The organism is Pseudomonas sp. PAMC 26793 (assembly GCF_000313235.1).
Taxonomy (GTDB): Bacteria; Pseudomonadota; Gammaproteobacteria; order Pseudomonadales; family Pseudomonadaceae; genus Aquipseudomonas; species Aquipseudomonas yamanorum.
The window spans coordinates 63,164-75,884 of record NZ_AMXG01000058.1 but is presented as its reverse complement, the minus strand read 5'-3'; the positions used below and the strand labels follow the sequence as shown (position 1 = coordinate 75,884).

Genomic DNA, 12,721 nt, shown 5'->3' with positions numbered 1-12,721 from the left:
TTATAGCCCCCCGCCCAATATCGTGGATTGAGCGCGCTGGAGCGTATTCAAACTTAATAATCGCCGTGAGGGGCTTTGTTCTCGATCAAACAGTTCCCGCCATCCACCACGAGGACTTCCCCCGTGATGTAACTGGCGTCAGGCGATGCCAGAAATGCAACCGCCGCCGCCACTTCGCGGGGGCTGCCTGCGCGCCCAATCGGGGTGAAGCGCCCCGCCTCGGCTTCAACGGGCGTGGTTGAGCCCGTGGTGATCCAGCCGGGGGCCACGCTGTTGACGGTAATCCCCTGCTTGGCGACTTCAAGCGCAAGCCCCATGTTCATGCCCACCATCGCTGCCTTGGCGGCGCTATAAGCGGCTTCCCCCGGATTGCTCCCCCGGGTGCCCGTGGTGGAACTGATATTGACAATGCGCCCGTAACTTCTCGCCCTCATCCCGGGCAAAACGGCCCGCGTCAGAAGAAAAGCGGTGGTTAAGTTTCTGGCCAGTGAAAGATTCCACTCATGCAGTTCCATCGTTGCCAATTCAGAGAAGACTTCAGGGCTTCCTTGCATGGCCATACCGGCATTGTTCACCAGAATATCGACCCGCCCCCAGACTGACGCGGCCCATAGGCCGAATTCACGCACCTGACTTTCATCGGTAAGGTCAGTTGCCCGGCCTTCAACTTCAAACCCTTCTGCGAGCAGCTCTTTAACTCGATCCTCGATGCGGTTGCTGCTAGCGGTGATGATCAATCTCGCGCCCGCTGCACCCAGCCTGCGTGCGATCGCCATACCCATACCCGCTTCACTTCCGGCACCACTGACAAGTGCCACCTGCCCCCTCAAATCAGTATTTAACATGGTGTACCCCACGTACTTAATTGGTAATAGGGGTGGAAATTAGGCGAATAAATCTGATAAATAAAGACGATCATTATCAGAAAATTTGACAACTGCTATGGCCTTTACCAGTGAGTCACTCAAAGTTTTCCTTGCGGTTGTCGACAGCGGCTCCTTTTCTGCCGCCGCGCGCAAATTGGGCCGGGTACCCTCGGCCATTAACATGGCGGTGTCGCAGCTTGAAGCAGAGCTGGATTTATTGCTGTTTGACCGATCAACCCGCAAAGCCATTCCTACGGCCGCCGCCAAAGCACTGGAGCCCCAGGCACGCCAGGTCGCCAGCCAGTTAAACCTGCTGGACGCCCATGCGCTCCAGCTTCATCAGGGGTTGGAGGAGCGCTTGGTCCTTGCGATGGCGCCGGAGTTGCAAACAGGCGTATGGAATCGTCCGCTGTCCATTATCGCCAGCGAGTTCCCCACGCTTGAAATCGAGATCCGCTCCGCGTCCCATCCGGAGGCGATGCGCATGCTCCATGAAGGGCGTGTGCAGTTGGCACTGGGATTTGAACGACCAGGGCTTGACGAGCGGGAGACGTTTCTTGAAGCAGGGAGCCAATTGTTGGTAGCCGTTGCCTCTCCTGATCATCCTGCGGCCGCCGGCAAGAAACGCCCTTTGAGTGAAGAGCAGCTGGTCAACGTTCGGCAGATCATCGTTGCGACTGGAGGCCCTACAGACTCTGATCCACGTGTTGTGCTGTCACGGCGGATTTGGCACAGCGACAACTATCTGGCAACGCTGGACCTGGTGCAGCAAGGATTGGGCTGGGCTTATCTTCCACAACCGCTGGTACAACCCCTGATCACCTCGGGCGCATTGACGGAGGTGGTGTTTGACTACATGCCAAGTCAGATGCGGTTATGGGTCGATATCATCTGGGTAAAGAACCGCCCCCTGGGGCTGGCAGCGAGTCGCTACCTGAGCCTGATGCGCAAGATTGCCGAGGGCGAGCCGCGTCGTGTTTGAGAAAAAATACTCGCCGTATGGCTCATTGCGGCCATTGCTCAAGCAGTATCGAGACGAATTTTTCCGCCGCCGGCGAAAGCGACGCCCCCCGGCGGTAGACCAAGCCCAAAGAGCGGTTCACAACCGGCTCGATCAACGGGACGCTGACCAGGGTTGGATGATCTTGCGCCGGCATGGCCAGGCTCGGCATCGCCGAAACCCCCAGGCCCGCCTCCACCAGCCCCAACGAAGTAGAAAGATGCTGGACTTCGTAGAACCATTGCGGCCTCCAACTCAAGCCAGACAGGGCGTGATCGAGCAGCATGCGGTTACCGCTCAGGCGCCCTACCCCGATAAGACGGTAATCGCTCAATTCAGACCAGGTGACCGAGCTGCGCCCGGCTAATTCATGATCACGCCGGCACGCCAATACAAAAGGTTCGCTGACCAATGGCACGAATTCAATATCCGGATGCTGCCCACTCATCATGTTGATACCGAAGTCGGCTTCCCCCCGCAGTACCGCTTCAAGCCCTTCATTGGCGCTCAAATCCAGCAGGCGAATCCGGATTTTTGGATAGCGCTCGTTATACAAACGAATGACTGACGGCAAAAAATAGAAAGCGGCAGTAGGGATACATGCCAGGGTCACCCGGCCAATCTGGCGTTCGGCGAGTTCACGGATATTGAGAATCGACTCATCGAAGTCATCCAGCAACCGACGTGCCTTTGGCAGAAAGTCGCGGCCGACGCTCGTGAGGCTGACCTTGCGGGTGGTGCGATCGAGCAACGCGGTGCCCAACCCCTCTTCCAGTTTTTTTATCCGACGACTGATTGCAGGTTGAGACAGATGCAAGGCATCGGCAGCTTCGTGAAAACTGCCAAGTTCGGCGATTTTCACGAAGGATCGAATGTCGTTCAGCTCGTATTCCATGTCTTATCTCATCCGCAGAAGGCGTCAAAAAGTAATTCAGCGTAAATTCATCATTTGTAAAACGCAATAATCTCATCAATTTTTGCATTTGAAACATTTTTTAAAGCTTGCGACTCTTGCTCCAAGAACATCAATTAAGTCAATTGATCAACAAGAGTCAGGATCATGCAAAGAATTCCCTGTGTGCTGATGCGCGGTGGTACCTCTAAAGGCCCGGTTTTTCTTGATTGGGATTTGCCGGCAGCCGTTGAAGCGCGCGACGAGCTTCTGCTCAACCTGATGGGCTCCGGCCATGAGCTGGAGATCGACGGTATCGGTGGGGGCAGCCCGCAAACCAGCAAGGTCGCGATTGTCAGCCCTTCACTGCACCCGGACGCAGACGTTGATTACTTGTTCGTTCAAGTGATGGTTTCGCAACGCCGGGTCGACAGCGCCCCCAACTGCGGCAACATGCTGTGCGCGGTCGGGCCGTTCGCCATTGAACAGGGTCTGGTCAAAGGCAATCCAGGGCGCACCCGTGTACGCATTCGCAATGTGAACACCGGGACCTTTATCCATTCCGAGGTGTACACACCGGATGGCAAAGTCAGTTATGAGGGCGACACCGCCATCGATGGCGTGCCAGGTACTGCAGCGCCCGTGCAACTCAACTTTCTCGATGCGGCCGGCAGCAAGACCGGCAAACTCTTCCCGACCGGCAACACGCAGGACGTCATCGATGGCATTGCGGTGACCTGTATCGACATGGCGATGCCCATGGTGCTCATCGAAGCCAGTCAACTGGGCAAGCGTGGCGATGAGAAACCAGCGGAACTGGACGCCGATAAAGAATTCCTGCGTCGCCTTGAGTCTTTGCGGATCCAGGCCGGCCAGGCCATGGGCTTGGGCGATGTCAGCGACAAGGTGATTCCCAAACCGGTCCTGGTATCGCGAGCGAAAGCCGGCGGTACGATTCAGGTTCGCTATTTCATGCCGCACAACTGCCACCGTGCGCTGGCCATTACTGGCTCGATTGGTTTGGCTACCGCGTGCGTGATAGAAGGCAGCGTCGTCTCGCAAATGCTCGGCGGGATCAGTACGCCGCGCCTTGAAGCCGTGCGTATCGAACATCCCAGCGGCGGGATTGATGTCGTATTGTCCTACACCGGCGTCAACGGTGAGACAATTCAAGCGTCCGTCGTACGCACCGCGCGCAGGCTTTTTTCAGGTTACGTCTACGCCACGGGCTCTCGGCGCCTCGCCGGATAATTCCGGCGGTCGTTGGCATTTTTGCATCCGCACAATTCTAAAAATGGGTGATGCCATGAAAGTTGTTAAATCGCTCTACTTCCAGATTCTCTGCGCCGTGGTGCTGGGCATCGTGGTTGGCCATTTCTGGGCTCAGCAGGCCATCGCACTCAAGCCATTGGGTGATGCGTTCATCAAGCTCATCAAGATGATGATTGCCCCCGTGGTGTTCTGCACCATCGTCACCGGCATCGCCGGGATGAGCGACAAACGCTCGCTTGGACGCCTGCTCAGCAAGACCATGCTGCTGTTTTTTTGCCTGACGGTGATCAGCCTGGTGATTGGCCTCGTGGCGGTGTACGTGTTCCAGCCGGGCGCCGGCATGAATATTGATCCCAGCCAACTGAGCACCAAAGGCTTGGCCCAATACACGGAGTCGGCTGCAAAGCTTGGGGTTGTGGAGTTTTTCATGCACATCATCCCCGACACCTTTATCGGTGCCTTCAGCAAAGGGGAAGTGCTGCCGGTACTTTTTATTGCGGTATTGTCCGGCTTTGCCTTGTCTTCACTGGGCGAACGCGGCAAACCGGTGCTCGACGTGCTCGAATCCGCCTCGCAAATGGTCTTCAAGATCTTCGCTTACCTGATGCGCTTTGCGCCGATCGGTGCCTTCGGGGCCTTGGCATTCACCGTTGGCCAGTACGGCATCACTTCGCTGGGTTCGCTGGCGAAGTTGATCATGACCTTGTACATCGCCTGCGGCTTCTTCGTGTTCGTGGTGCTGGGCAGCATTTGCCGGAGCAATGGCTTCAGCCTGTGGAAACTGTTGCGCTACTTTCGCGAAGAATTCCTGGTGGTGCTAGGGACGTCCTCCACGGAACCTGTCATGCCACGCATGCTGGAAAAACTTGAAGCGTTAGGCTGCAAGAAAGGCGTCGTGGGCCTGGTACTTCCAACCGGCTACTCGTTCAACCTGGACGGTACGGCCATCTATTTGTCGTTGGCGGCGATTTTCATTGCCCAGGCCTGCAACATTGACCTGAGCTTTACGCAAATCATCACCATGCTGGCGATCATGTTGTTGTCCTCCAAAGGAGCCGCCGGCGTGACTGGCAGCGGGTTCGTGGCGCTCGCCTCGACCCTGACGGTCATTCACGACATCCCGTTGGCCGGCCTGGCGTTGCTGATCGGGATAGACCGCTTCATGTCTGAAGCGCGCGCCCTGACCAGCCTGGCCAGCAACGCAGTCGCGACGGTGGTGATTTCGATATCCGAAAATGCCTGCCACCGCGAAACGCTGAACCGGATGCTCGACGCAAAACCTTCTGCGGCACCCGTAAATGCCTGGGAAGACCTGAAGATCGCAAAGGCGTCCAGCAAGACCGGATAACGCCCTCCCCTGACTTGACTGAACCGCCGACCCCGCCAGGCGCCGTTGTGCAGCCCGGTGGGCCAGGGCTCGTGCGCCTTGGCATTTGTCACCATTACGATAACAACAAGAGAACCGTCCTATGCTCGCTTTCCTTGGCTTGGCCATGGTAGTCGTATTCACCTTCCTCATCATGACCAAGCGCTTGTCGCCGATCGTCGCACTCACCGTAGTGCCTATCGTTTTTGCGGTGATCGGCGGTTTCGGCGGCACCACCGGCAAGATGATGCTCGATGGCCTGAAAATGGTCGCACCGTCTGCCGCATTGCTGCTGTTTGCGATCCTGTTCTTTGGCTTGATGATCGATGCGGGCCTGTTCGATCCACTGATCCGCAAGATCCTCAAGCGCGTCAATGGTGACCCCATGAAGATCGCGGTGGGCACTGCCCTGCTCTCGTTGCTGGTCGCTCTCGACGGCGATGGCACAACGACCTACATGATCACTTGTGCTGCGATGCTGCCGCTGTATAAACGTATCGGTATGAACCCGATGATCCTGGCCACCATCTCCATGCTGTCCTTGAGCATCATGAGTGGCATGACCCCCTGGGGCGGCCCCGCTACACGGGCCATCGCCGCGCTGGGTCTGGATGCCGGCGAGTACTTCGTGCCGTTGCTGCCGACCATGATCGGCGGCGCCATGTGGGTGGTTTTCACAGCCTTCCTGCTGGGGCGAGCCGAACGCAAGCGTATCGGCAACGTGCAACTGCAAAGCGGTGGCGGCGATTGCTACATCAACGCGATTCTTGAGGACACGCCTCACAAACGCCCCAGGCTGGCCTACGTCAATCTGGTGCTGGTGATTGCGGTGATGGCGGCTCTGGTGATGGGGTTGATGCACTCGGCGATCTTGTTCCTGATCGGCTTCGTGCTTGCGCTGATGATTAACTACCCGCAATTGGACATCCAGAAAGAACGCATTCTGGCGCATTCGGGCAACGCCATGACGGTGGTGTTGCTGGTATTCGCAGCCGGTATTTTCGCCGGTATTTTTTCCGGTACCAAGATGGTCGACGCTCTGGCACAGACCCTCGTCGACTGGATCCCACCCTCTTGGGGCCACCTGTTTCCACTGGTCGTCGCGATCACCAGCATGCCGCTGACGTTCGTGCTGTCCAATGACGCCTACTATTTTGGTGTCGTACCTATCCTGGCTAATGCCGCCGCGGCGTATGGCATCGACCCGATTGAAATCGCGCGCGCCTCGATTCTGGGACAGCCCGTGCACTTGATGAGCCCGTTGGTTGCCTCGACCCTTTTGCTGGTAGGCATGGTCGATCGCGACATCGGCGACTTCCAGAAAGCCACCGTCAAATGGGCAGTGCTGACCTCCCTGGTCGTCACTGCACTGGCCTTGCTGACCGGCGCCATTAGCCTGTTTAAATAATTCACCCACCCACCCCTGCTGACTTTCAACGCGCCTCACTCAGGGCGCGGGTGTAGCCGTGCATCCAAAATAACAACAACGAGTCATTTGCCATGAACCCTATGTATACCCGTCGAGCTTTGTTTTGCGCGTTAGGCTTGGTCCCCGTCGCGGGCGCCAACGCCGAAGGTTTTATTGATGACAGCAAACTCAAGCTGCAACTGCGCAATGTGTATTTCAACGAGAACTTTCGTGACGAGCACGGCTTGAGTGCACGAGCCGCCAGAACGGCAAAAAGCGAACGGACCGAGTGGGCCCAGGGATTCCTGCTGGACTATCAGTCCGGATTTACCGCGGGCACCCTCGGCTTCGGCGTGGATGCCCTGGGTCTCTATGGCGTAAAGCTCGATTCAGGGCGCGGTCGCAGTGGTACCGGGCTTATGCCGGTGCATGATGACGGGCGAGCGGCCGACGAGTTTGCCAGCGCCGGCGCTACCGCAAAAGCCAGGTTCGCGAGAACCACCGTCAAGTACGGCACCTTGCTGCCCAAGGTGCCGGTGCTGATTTACAACGATGCACGCTTATTGCCCCAGACCTACCAGGGCACCCAGGTCAGCAGCACCGACATCGAGAACCTGACAGTCACCGGCGGGCACTTGGACCGATTCAAATTACGCGACTCCACCAACAGCGTGCCCATCGTGCCTGATGGCTATAGCGGGGCAAAGTCGGGAGACTTCAACTACGCCGGGGCCGAGTACAAGTGGGGCAAAAATATCCGCCTGAGCTATTTCTATGGCGAGCTCGAAAACTTCTACCGGCAGAACTTCGCTGGCATTCAGTACGACCTGCCACTGGCGGGTGGCGTACTCACCAGCGACCTGCGTTACTTCAACAGCGCAGATAGCGGCTCTGCGTATGCAGGCAAAATCGACAATGACATGCTCAGCGGCCAACTGGCCTACGCGATCGCCGGCCACACCGTCGGCGGTGGCTATCAGACCCTTCGCGGCGATGCCGGTTTGCCCTACATCAGCGGCGCGACCGTGTATTCATTCAGCAACGCAGGCATCGGCAAGTTCATCGAGGAAGACGAGAAGACCTGGATGCTCAACTATGCCTACAACTTCGCTGCCGTCGGCGTGCCCGGCTTGACCTTCTCCGCGCGCTACCTGAGCGGCAATGACGGTAAGTCCACGACCACGGTCAAGGAATGGGAGCGTGATACCGAGCTGGCTTACGTAGTACAGGCGGGTACGTTCAAGGGGCTGGGTGTGCGCATGCGCAACTATGTCTACCGCTCTGAGTTCTCCCGGGGGCGCGACAGCAATCGCCTCTACCTCACCTATGACATCGCCCTCTGGTAGGTCGACAATCGTTCAACGCCTTTGCCGATAAGTTTCACGGTCTGGTCAGCCAGATCGTCAGCATGGCCCGGGCGTTGAATACATCCGTCACCCAGGTGGCCGAACAGAGCAGTTGGGCACCCTGACCGAGGACCTGTCTGCGGGGGGCGTGTCGTTGAAAAGCCTGCAAGGCGATGTAGACGCTGGCAGGGCTATGATGTTGAACGCTCCGGCTCACGCGTGTTGGTCACGGGGCCCTTCTGAAAGAGGTTCCACACGCCAACGGCTTCAACCCCAAATGCGCCGCCACCGTCTGGCCAATATCAGCAAAGCTTTCACGCTCACCCAACCACCCCGCCGCCACGCCCGCACCATAAGCCAATACAGGCACATGCTCGCGGGTGTGATCGCTGCCCGGACGAGAAGGATCACAACCGTGGTCGGCGCTGATGACCAGTAACGTTTGCGGGTCCATCAACGCCAATAACTCCGGCAACCTGCGGTCGAACGCTTCCAGCGCGGCCGCATACCCGGCCAGGTCCCGGCGGTGCCCGTAGAGCATGTCGAAGTCGACGAAGTTGGCAAACACCAGGCTGTTGTCTGGCGCTTCCCTGTAGGCCTTGAGCGTGGCATCGAACAGCGCGTCGTTGCCGTCGGCCTTGTACAAGCGACTGATGCCCCGGTGCGCGAAAATGTCGCCGATCTTGCCCACCGCATGCACGGTGCCGCCGGCTTCGCACAGACGGTCAAGCAACGTCGCCGACGGCGGTGGCACGGTGTAGTCGCGGCGATTGCCGGTGCGGCGAAACTCACCCGCGTGTTCCCCGGTGAACGGTCGGGCAATCACCCTGCCAACGGTGTATTCATCACACAAAGTGCGGGCGATTTCACATACCCGGTACAGCGCCTCCAGCCCGAAATGGCTTTCATGGGCGGCGATCTGCATCACGCTGTCGGCCGAGGTGTAGCAAATCGGCTGCTTGCTGCGGATGTGTGCCTCACCCAATTCGTCCAGCACCGTGGTACCCGAGGCATGGCAGTTGCCCAGGATGCCCGGCAAGCCTGCCTGCTCAATCAGGTCGGCCAGCAACTGTGGCGGAAAGGAGTTGACCGGCTTTTCGAAATAACCCCAGTCGAACAACACCGGCACGCCCATCATTTCCCAATGCCCGGACGGTGTGTCTTTGCCAGACGATTGCTCCCGTGCATGGCCGAAGGCACCGCTCGGTGCAGCGTCGCCCCAGTCGCCCGGCAACGGGCCATCGCCACTGGCCGCCGCTGCAGCCCCCAATCCCAACCGTCCTAGGTTCGGCAGGGACAAAGGCCCCCGGCGCAACGGCCCATCCGCTTCGCCACGGGCGCACGCCTCGGCGATATGGCGCAAGGTGTCGGCGCCCGAGTCGCCAAAGAGGGCGGCGTCGGCACTGGCACCGATGCCCAACGAATCCAGCACCAACACGATGGCCTTGCTCATAGTATTTCCTGGATCAAGTTGCGTTCGGCCAGGAGGTTACCGCCTAACCGATAGGCTGCGCGCAAGGCGGATGCACCCTGCCCGGCCTGCTCTGTATTGCGCGCGTGTACCCAGCCCAAGGGCCTTTGCGCGCTCACCTGTTCACCGACAAAGGCCAACTCGCTGAAGCCGACCGACAGGTCCAGCACGTCGTCTGGATGACTGCGCCCGCCGCCCAATGCCACCACCGCCAAGCCCACCGCCCGGGTGTCTATCTCGCTGACGCAGCCCTCTTCCTCGGCCCACACCGGCATCGACACGGCAGCCTTGGGTAAATGCGCATCGGGGTTGTGGGTAAAGCCCTGCGGGCCACCCAGGGCACTGACCATTTGCTCGAAGCGCTGCAAGGCTGCCCCGCTCTGCCAGGCCTGAAGCAATTGATCACGGGCCTGAGCCTCATCCCTTGCCAGGCCGGCCATTGTCAGTACCTCGGTCGCCAGGGCCAGGGTCACCGCCCACAGGCGTTCACTGCGCACCTCGCCCTTGAGCAGCGCCACCGCTTCGGCAACCTCCAGGGCATTGCCGGCACTGCGGGCCAGCGGCTGGTTCATGTCGGTGATCAGGGCGCGGGTTTTGACCCCGGCACCGTTGGCCACGGCGACGATGCTCGCAGCCAGTTCGCGCGCCTGTTCGGGCTCGGCCATGAATGCGCCGTTGCCGGTCTTCACATCCATGATCAACACGTCGAGGCCGGCGGCGAGCTTCTTGCCGAGGATCGATGCGGTGATCAGATCAATCGACTCGACCGACCCGGTCACATCGCGGATCACATACAAACGTTTGTCCGCGGGCGCCAGGTTGGCGGTCTGGCCGATGATGGCGCAACCGACTTCGGCCACCACCGTGCGCAAACGTTCAGGGCTGGGTTGGCAGTCGTAACCGGGGATACTCTCGAGCTTGTCCAGGGTGCCGCCGGTGTGCCCCAGGCCACGCCCGGAAATCATCGGCACGTAACAGCCGCAGGCCGCCAGCAAAGGCGCCAGCAGCAAGCTGATCATGTCGCCGACGCCGCCGGTGGAATGCTTGTCCACGATCGGCCCCGGCAGATGCCAACTCAATACTTGGCCGGAGTCGCGCATCGCTTCGGTCAAGGCGATGCGCTCGGTCACATCCATACCCTTGATAAAAACCGCCATGGCGAACGCCGCGACCTGCCCATCGCTGAGGCTGCCGTCGGCAATGCCGGCGACAAACCGTTGAATGTCCATTGCGGCCAGGGCGTGCCCGTCGCGTTTACGGCGAATCACTTCTTGTGGCAACCACATACTGTGCTCCTTACAGCGAGATGAAAAAGCCGACAATCGCCGCACTCATCAGATTGGAAAGCGTGCCGCCGATCATGGCCCGCAGGCCCAGCCGCGCCAATTCTTGACGGCGTTGCGGGGCGATACCGGTCAGGCCACCGAGTTGAATGGCAATTGAAGACAGGTTGGCAAAGCCGCACAGGGCGAAGGTGACGATTACCTGGGTATGGACCGACAACAGCGGCACACCGGCTTCGGCGGCCTTGGCCGGGGTCAGGTAGTTGGCCAGGTCGGCATAGGCGACGAACTCGTTGAGGACCAGTTTTTCACCGATAAAACCGCCGGCCATGACCGCCTCGTGCCATGGCACCCCGAGCAGAAAAGCGATGGGCGCCAGCACGTGGCCGAGGACCAGTTGCAAGGTCAACTGCGGGTAACCAAACCAGTTGCCCGCCCAGCCCAGTAGCCCGTTGAACAGGGCGATCAACGCGATAAATGCCAGCAACATGGCACCGACGGACAAGGCCAGGCGCAAGCCAACCTGGGCCCCTTCGGCGGCAGCATCGATGATATTGGTGGGGCGATTCTCGGCCTGTCCCAGCTCCTCGATCACCTGTTCGGTGCGGGCTGATTCGGTTTCCGGCTCCATCAGCTTGGCCATCAACAGCGCCCCCGGTGCCGACATGAAACACGCCGCGATCAGGTACTTGAGCTCCACTCCCAGCCCGGCGTAACCCAACAGCACCGAGCCGGCCACCGCCGCGAAACCACCGACCATCACCGCGAATAACTCCGAGCGCGTCAGCTTGGCAATGAAGGGCCGGACCACCAGCGGTACCTCCGACTGGCCGATGAAAATCGCCGAGGTTACCACCATCGACTCAATGCGGCTGGTGCCCAGCAACAGGCGCAGGGCGCCGCCCACCAACCGTATGATCCAGCCCATCACGCCGATGTAATACAGCACCGAGATAAAGCTGCCGAAGAACACGATCATCGGCAATACCCGGATCGCGAACACAAACCCACCGCTGCCGAACACTTCAAACATGTGCGGCGAACTCAGGCCGCCAAACAGAAACTCGATGCCTTTGTTCGCGTACAGCTGCAGCGAGGCCACCGCCCCCGATAGCGAGGCCAGCACCGTCTGGCCCCAAGGCACGTACAGGGCAAAAGCGCCGATCAACACCTGGATCAGAAACGCTACCGAGACGGTGCGCCAGTTGATGGAGCGTCGCTGATGGGATAAAGCAATGGCAATGAGAATAAGGGTCGCTATTCCGACAAGACTGATCATGCAGGCGTCTCAACAATGGACCAAGCGGACGCAGGCCCGAAGGCCTGCCCAGGATTAGAAAGCGTCGAAGGCGCCCGGCAGCAATTGCGCGAGGGTCCAGGTGCGCGTGGCGGCCGGGTCACTGCCCTGGCAAATCACCACCGCATCCTTGGCCATCAACTCCAGCATCACCTGGCGGCAGGCACCGCAAGGGCTTATCAGTGAAACGTTGGGTGCATATACCGCCATAGCCTTGAAACTGCCCGGCGCATGGCCCTGGCTGATGGCGCTGAACAAGGCACTGCGCTCGGCACAGTTGGTCAGCCCGTAAGAGATGTTCTCCACGTTGCAACCCTGTACCACCTCGCCGTCGGCGGTCAGCAACGCCGCGCCGACCGGGAAATGGGAGTAAGGCGAGTACGTGCTCTCGGCGGCCCGCTTTGCCTGTTCCATCAAACGCTCTTCAATTGTCATGCACAGGGTCATCCCATCTTGTTGCGAGCACAGCCAGGGAGGCCGTGACGCTCTTGTGGTGTTATTTAAATAACAATAGATGTGA

The 12,721-nt window shown here is 59.3% G+C and carries 11 protein-coding genes; 5 read left to right on the top strand and 6 right to left on the bottom strand.

What is annotated here, in order from left to right:
- Window positions 1-53: 53 nt before the first annotated feature.
- Window positions 54-845, bottom strand: a complete 792-nt coding sequence (locus D109_RS0130810; RefSeq protein ID WP_026078332.1) for an SDR family NAD(P)-dependent oxidoreductase — start codon at window positions 843-845, stop codon at window positions 54-56.
- Window positions 846-942: 97 nt separating this feature from the next.
- Here D109_RS0130810 and D109_RS0130805 point away from each other — a divergent pair, with 97 nt between their 5' ends.
- On the top strand, window positions 943-1,848 hold the full coding sequence (locus D109_RS0130805) for a LysR family transcriptional regulator (protein ID WP_017480302.1): 906 nt from the start codon (window positions 943-945) through the stop codon (window positions 1,846-1,848).
- 22 nt (window positions 1,849-1,870) lie between these two features.
- Here the strand turns inward: D109_RS0130805 and D109_RS0130800 are convergent, their stop codons facing one another.
- Entirely contained in the window at window positions 1,871-2,761 is an 891-nt protein-coding gene (locus D109_RS0130800; protein WP_017480301.1) for a LysR family transcriptional regulator, read from the bottom strand.
- 165 nt (window positions 2,762-2,926) lie between these two features.
- On the opposite strand from D109_RS0130800, the gene D109_RS0130795 reads away from it, so the two are divergent.
- The 4 genes from D109_RS0130795 (at window position 2,927) to D109_RS0130780 (ending at window position 8,150) form a co-directional block, all read left to right on the top strand.
- Entirely contained in the window at window positions 2,927-4,009 is a 1,083-nt protein-coding gene (locus tag D109_RS0130795) for a 4-oxalomesaconate tautomerase (RefSeq protein WP_026078331.1), read from the top strand.
- Between the two features lie 43 nt (window positions 4,010-4,052).
- Entirely contained in the window at window positions 4,053-5,378 is a 1,326-nt protein-coding gene (locus tag D109_RS0130790; protein WP_017480299.1) for a dicarboxylate/amino acid:cation symporter, read from the top strand.
- 121 nt (window positions 5,379-5,499) lie between these two features.
- Window positions 5,500-6,804, top strand: coding sequence for a CitMHS family transporter (locus tag D109_RS0130785; protein ID WP_017480298.1), 1,305 nt, complete (start codon window positions 5,500-5,502; stop codon window positions 6,802-6,804).
- A gap of 101 nt (window positions 6,805-6,905) precedes the next feature.
- Complete coding sequence (locus D109_RS0130780) at window positions 6,906-8,150, top strand: OprD family outer membrane porin (protein ID WP_017480297.1); 1,245 nt, start codon at window positions 6,906-6,908, stop codon at window positions 8,148-8,150.
- Between the two features lie 226 nt (window positions 8,151-8,376).
- Here D109_RS0130780 and D109_RS0130775 read toward each other — a convergent pair whose 3' ends face one another.
- Genes D109_RS0130775 through D109_RS0130760 form a run of 4 tightly spaced genes read right to left on the bottom strand, consistent with a single transcriptional unit; the run spans window position 8,377 to window position 12,648 of the window.
- Complete coding sequence (locus D109_RS0130775) at window positions 8,377-9,603, bottom strand: phosphopentomutase (protein ID WP_017480296.1); 1,227 nt, start codon at window positions 9,601-9,603, stop codon at window positions 8,377-8,379.
- Window positions 9,600-10,907: a thymidine phosphorylase gene (gene deoA, locus D109_RS0130770; protein WP_017480295.1), complete on the bottom strand. Its 1,308-nt coding sequence runs from the start codon at window positions 10,905-10,907 to the stop codon at window positions 9,600-9,602. Before deoA ends, D109_RS0130775 begins: the two co-directional genes overlap by 4 nt.
- 10 nt (window positions 10,908-10,917) lie before the next feature.
- On the bottom strand, window positions 10,918-12,183 hold the full coding sequence (locus tag D109_RS0130765; RefSeq protein WP_017480294.1) for a NupC/NupG family nucleoside CNT transporter: 1,266 nt from the start codon (window positions 12,181-12,183) through the stop codon (window positions 10,918-10,920).
- Window positions 12,184-12,237: 54 nt separating this feature from the next.
- A complete protein-coding gene (locus tag D109_RS0130760) occupies window positions 12,238-12,648 on the bottom strand; it encodes a cytidine deaminase (protein WP_017480293.1) in 411 nt (136 codons plus the stop codon).
- Between the last annotated feature and the right edge of the window lie 73 nt (window positions 12,649-12,721).